Genomic DNA, 4,569 nt, shown 5'->3' with positions numbered 1-4,569 from the left:
CCTACTCTACTTCCCCTGCTCCTTCATCCCCCATCCCCCACTCTCCGACTCCCTCACCGCAAAATTGGGCTACCGTGATGATGTATTAAATACCACTTCTCGCCAAGGAACTGAAATATATTTGTAGCTGTTGATTGTGCTTCAAGTCTTCTCCCACCTACCACTTGGAAGACATTTTCTCTCAGCACAACACAAGCAATTTTTTCAGTAACTTCTGTAGCAATTATATCTGTATTTATTTCAATATAAGCGGTGTTTTTAAATATCTGCTCCCAAGAGGTGCGAATTTCCTTCCAACCTCGCAGTATATTACTTCCAGGATGAATACAAAAACTACCAGTTCCTTGTGACCATACTGCACTCATTGTCTCAATATCTTTTCTTTCAAAAGCTCGATAAAAAGCCGCATTGGCCGCTAAAACTTCATCCTTAGTCATGGGGAATTAAATAGTTAAGAGTTATGAGTGAAGAGTTAGGAGTTAGGAATTCCTAAATTATAACTCTCAGTATTGAAAAATAAATTAGTAATTCCCAATGCTCAATGCCCAACTCCTAATTATTTTTGACTGTACTAATAGTTTGCAATAATTGGCTAGCTGTATAAGGCTTGGATAAAAAGGCTTTGATACCCATGTCATAAGCTGTATTAACTTTATCCTGCGAAGTCAGTCCACTGACAGCAATAATTTTGACATTTGGGTTAATTTTTCGTAGGGTGCGGATAGTAGTTATCCCATCCATTGACGGCATGAGCATATCAGTTAATACAAGAGATATTTTATCTCGATATTCTGCATATAAAGCTATTGCTTCAATACCATCACTAGCTGTGATTGCTTTGTAGTTATGGCTTTCTAGAGATGTTTTTGTCACATCTCTAATTGCAGGTTCGTCATCTACAACTAAAATTAATTCTCCTTGTCCTGAAGGTAATCCCTGTTCTTGTTCTTCTATAGTTTCTGCCGTCTCTTGTGCTGGTAAATATACCTTAAATTGGCTGCCTTTTCCTTGAACGCTTACTACGTCGATAAAACCGCCGTGGCTTTTAATAATGCCAAGTACTGTAGAAAGACCAAGACCAGTACCTTTCCCAAGTTGTTTAGTAGTAAAAAATGGCTCAAATATCCGATCTAATATTTCTGTTTGAATACCAATTCCGTCATCACTAACAATAATAACAATGTGGTGACCAACTTTAGCATCTATATGCATCTTTGCATAATTTTCATCAATTAAGAGATTTTCCGCTAATATTTTTAAAGTTCCTCCATTTGGCATAGCGTCACGAGCATTGACACACAAATTCATCAGTACTTGATGTAATTGGGTAGCATCGCCGTATACAGTCCAAAGATTTGGCGAAATTTGAGTCGAAACTTCAATGGATTTAGGAAAAGTTTCTCTAATAATTTGCTGAATTTCTACTATTAAATGCTTTAATTGCAATATTGTGCGATCGCCCTCAATTCCGCGAGTAAAAGATAATACTTGCTTAACTAAAGTAGCCCCACGTTTAGCGTTTGTAATCAATATTTGCAATAGTCGCCGAGAACGCTCATCATGGATTTGTAGCTCTAACAGTTGGGCTGTCATCAGAATCGGGGCAAGAATATTATTTAGGTCGTGGGCAATACCACTGGCTAAAGTGCCAATACTTTCCAATCGCTGGGCGCGGAGAAATTGTGCTTCCAGTTGTTTTTTTTGCGTGATGTCAGTGTTAACAATGAGGATCGATTGTGCTTTATTACCGAATTCATGCACCAGTGTCCAACGGCTTTCAACAATAATTTCTTTACCTGATTTTGTTTGTTGATGTAACTCACCTTCCCAAGAGCCATTTTTCATCATAATACTGAGTGCTTTTTCAACTTGAGACACATGTTTTTCATGCAAGAGTTCTCGTGTCTTTTTATTGATAGCTTCTTCTTTTTTCCAACTGTACAGGCTCTCAGCGGCTTTATTCCAAAATAAAATTTTCTCGTCTAAATCACACACAAAAATCGCATCGGTGGCAACATCTAGTAAAGCGGCTTGTTCGCGGATTTTCTGTTCTGTTTGTTTGCGCTCAATGGCATAAAGGATAGAACGCTCTAACAAAGGTGCAGTCAACTGGCTTTTTTCGAGATAATCTGCGGCTCCGGCTTTCATCGCTTCGATATCTATTTCCCAGTCGCCCTGACCAGTCAGCAAAATTATTGGAGAACAACAGCCGTTGGCAATTGCTTCGCGCAAAAGTTCCAGTCCACTGTCTGGCCCCAAACGGTAGTCTACAAGATAAATGTCATGTTGGTAGCGAGCGATCGCATTCCTTGCTTCTTCATAATTATTCACCCATTCCAACTCGCAGTTTGCTACCTGAAATTCACTCAACCAATAACGAGTCAAAATATAGTCATCTTCGTCATCATCAATGAACAGAACTTTGATAGGGCTGTTGTCCATGTTTATCTCCCACTGCTTCTAGTGGCAGTTTCACAATTTCAAACCAGTATTTGACTAGAGTTTTCATGACCTCAACTAATGAAGCGAAAGTCACTGGCTTAGTAATGAAGGAGTTTGCGCCCAAATCGTAAGTATTATATATATCTTCTTCTCTTCGTGATGTTGACAGTATGACAACTGAAATTCGCCGCAATTGTGGGTCAGTTTTTATCTCTTTGAGCGCCTCAAGACCGCCAATTCTAGGCATATTCAAATCTAATAAAATCAAATCGGGATGCGGTAAACTCCTGTTGTTAGCATATCCACCACGGTGGTACAGATAATCTATCAACTGTTCGCCATTACTTACGATATATAGTTCAATTGGCAATTGACTTTCTGCCAATGCCTCACGAACCAAGATGCCGTCGTCTTCATCATCAGCCATTAAGATTGTGACGTTTGTTTCTCCACCCTTCACTATGCATCGTCTCCTTTGTATTAGTATGAAACAAATTATTAACTTGGCACAGATGGCAACTCTTACATTGACATAAATAATCAAATATGCAATTTATATGTTTAGCTGTGAAAGCTCACTTTTTCGTTAATATCTAACAACAAACTGCATGTTGTAGCCGCCAATAGCCTAGAATAATCGAATCTCATTAATACTTAACATGATGGTCAATTTGTACAATGCATCAGTCCGACAAATTACAGGACGCAGTTGTACAATTAAGCTAATTTTGGGGTTTAGCATTATCCCTCTCCAGAAATAAAAATCAAGAATGGGAATTCATTGACAATACGATCATAAATTTTGATCCTTGCCCAGGTATGCTTTGGGCTGTGATATTTCCGTGATGACGCTCAATAATTTTCCGACAGATAGCTAAACCTATGCCAGTGCCTTCGTATTCAATGCTACTATGCAAACGTTGAAAAACATTAAAAATTCGATTAAGATATTTTTCTTCAAAACCAATACCATTATCTTCTACGATGATTTGACAAAGTTCAGAATTAGCAAGGATGTTATCTGCTTGATTGTTTAAAAATTGACTATAGATTTTGATAACAGGTGGTATCTGTGGGCGGTGAAATTTTAGGGCGTTACCAATGAGGTTTTGCAGCAATTGAGGCATCTGCAAGGGATCGGCTTCAATGGTGGGTAATTCTCCTATTTCTACACATCCTCCAGTTTGCTGCACATAAAGTTCTAAATCAAACAATACCTCTTGGGCAATCTTTGTGAGATTTACTGTTACAAAAGGTTGCGCTCTGGTAGTAATTCGTGAAAGTGTTAACAAGTCTTCAATTAATGTTTGCATTCTCGATGCAGCATTCTGCATTCGTTCTAGATAGTCACGTCCCTGTTCAGTTAACGTGTCGCCACAGGTCGTTTTGAGGCGATCGCCAAAGTTTTTTCATAGGTGTAGTTGAAAGTCCCTTTCTCTAAGCCAAAAAGCGCTTCCAGATTATCTGACCAAGAAATTTTGTTCGTCAGCAGATCCCAGTTCCAGATGCCCATGCCCGCAGCGTCTAATGCTATCCTGAGTTGAGTTTCCCGCAATTGTGCCTGTGTAGTTTGCTGTCGTAATTCCTGCACAGCCCGATGAGCTTCCAGAATCCGGCGCAATCTTTGATGTAATATTGGCCATTGAATCGGCTTGGTAATAAAATCAGTTGCACCCATAGCAAAAGCTTTTTCTGCGGATTCCTGATCAGAAAAAGCAGTAATCATTAACACTGGTGTATTCTTGCCATCGGGAAGTGCTTGCAGTTGAACACAGCAACTAAACCCATCCATCACTGGCATCATGGCATCCAACAGTACTATATTTGGGTGAAGGCGAGTATAGGTAGCGATCGCCTCTAACCCGTTACTCGCTTCTACCACCTGATACCCTGCTTCTGTCAATTGCTTACACAGATGCGATCGCATTAAATCGTCGTCGTCTACAACTAAAATCAGGTTAGTCATTTGTCCCTTGTTCTTTCTGATTAAGTAATGACTGTGCCAATTTTAAATATTTGATTTGAGATTGCAGAAAAATTTCAACCCTACAATCTAATTAATTAGTTTTAGGGAACTCCTAAAAATAAATTGTCCAATTTTTGGTGGATTCACAACGACTTTCCCTC

4 protein-coding genes and 1 pseudogene are annotated in these 4,569 nt (G+C 39.2%); all 5 read right to left on the bottom strand.

Translation table 11 applies throughout. The features are described 5' to 3' along the window. Window positions 1-53 precede the first annotated feature (53 nt). Window positions 54-437, bottom strand: coding sequence for a nuclear transport factor 2 family protein (locus ACFE90_RS36585; RefSeq protein WP_375507136.1), 384 nt, complete (start codon window positions 435-437; stop codon window positions 54-56). Window positions 438-552: 115 nt separating this feature from the next. After that, window positions 553-2,442, bottom strand: coding sequence for a response regulator (locus tag ACFE90_RS36580; protein ID WP_375507135.1), 1,890 nt, complete (start codon window positions 2,440-2,442; stop codon window positions 553-555). Next, the gene (locus tag ACFE90_RS36575) at window positions 2,408-2,902 is read right to left on the bottom strand and encodes a response regulator (protein ID WP_375507134.1); all 495 of its coding nucleotides are present in this window, start codon (window positions 2,900-2,902) and stop codon (window positions 2,408-2,410) included. The genes ACFE90_RS36580 and ACFE90_RS36575 overlap by 35 nt, the downstream gene beginning before the upstream one ends. A 304-nt stretch (window positions 2,903-3,206) precedes the next feature. Further along, window positions 3,207-3,851: pseudogene (locus ACFE90_RS36570) on the bottom strand (ATP-binding protein); the annotation flags it as partial. Beyond that, window positions 3,806-4,369 carry a response regulator gene (locus tag ACFE90_RS36565; protein ID WP_375507137.1) on the bottom strand — a complete coding sequence of 188 codons (564 nt, stop codon included), beginning with the start codon at window positions 4,367-4,369 and terminating at the stop codon, window positions 3,806-3,808. The gene ACFE90_RS36565 and the pseudogene ACFE90_RS36570, both read right to left, overlap by 46 nt. Between the last annotated feature and the right edge of the window lie 200 nt (window positions 4,370-4,569).

Origin of the sequence: uncultured Nostoc sp. (assembly GCF_964245445.1) — a bacterium.
Classification (GTDB): Bacteria; Cyanobacteriota; Cyanobacteriia; order Cyanobacteriales; family Nostocaceae; genus Nostoc.
Note: the sequence above shows the minus strand (reverse complement) of the source record. Positions and strands in the feature narration are given on the sequence as shown.

Bases quoted from the DNA above. Each gene is read 5' to 3' on its own strand.
- ACFE90_RS36585 (WP_375507136.1), bottom strand. From the start codon at position 437: ATGACTAAGGATGAAGTTTTAGCGGCCAATGCGGCTTTTTATCGAGCT.
- ACFE90_RS36580 (WP_375507135.1), bottom strand. From the start codon at position 2,442: ATGGACAACAGCCCTATCAAAGTTCTGTTCATTGATGATGACGAAGAT.
- ACFE90_RS36565 (WP_375507137.1), bottom strand. From the start codon at position 4,369: ATGCGATCGCATCTGTGTAAGCAATTGACAGAAGCAGGGTATCAGGTG.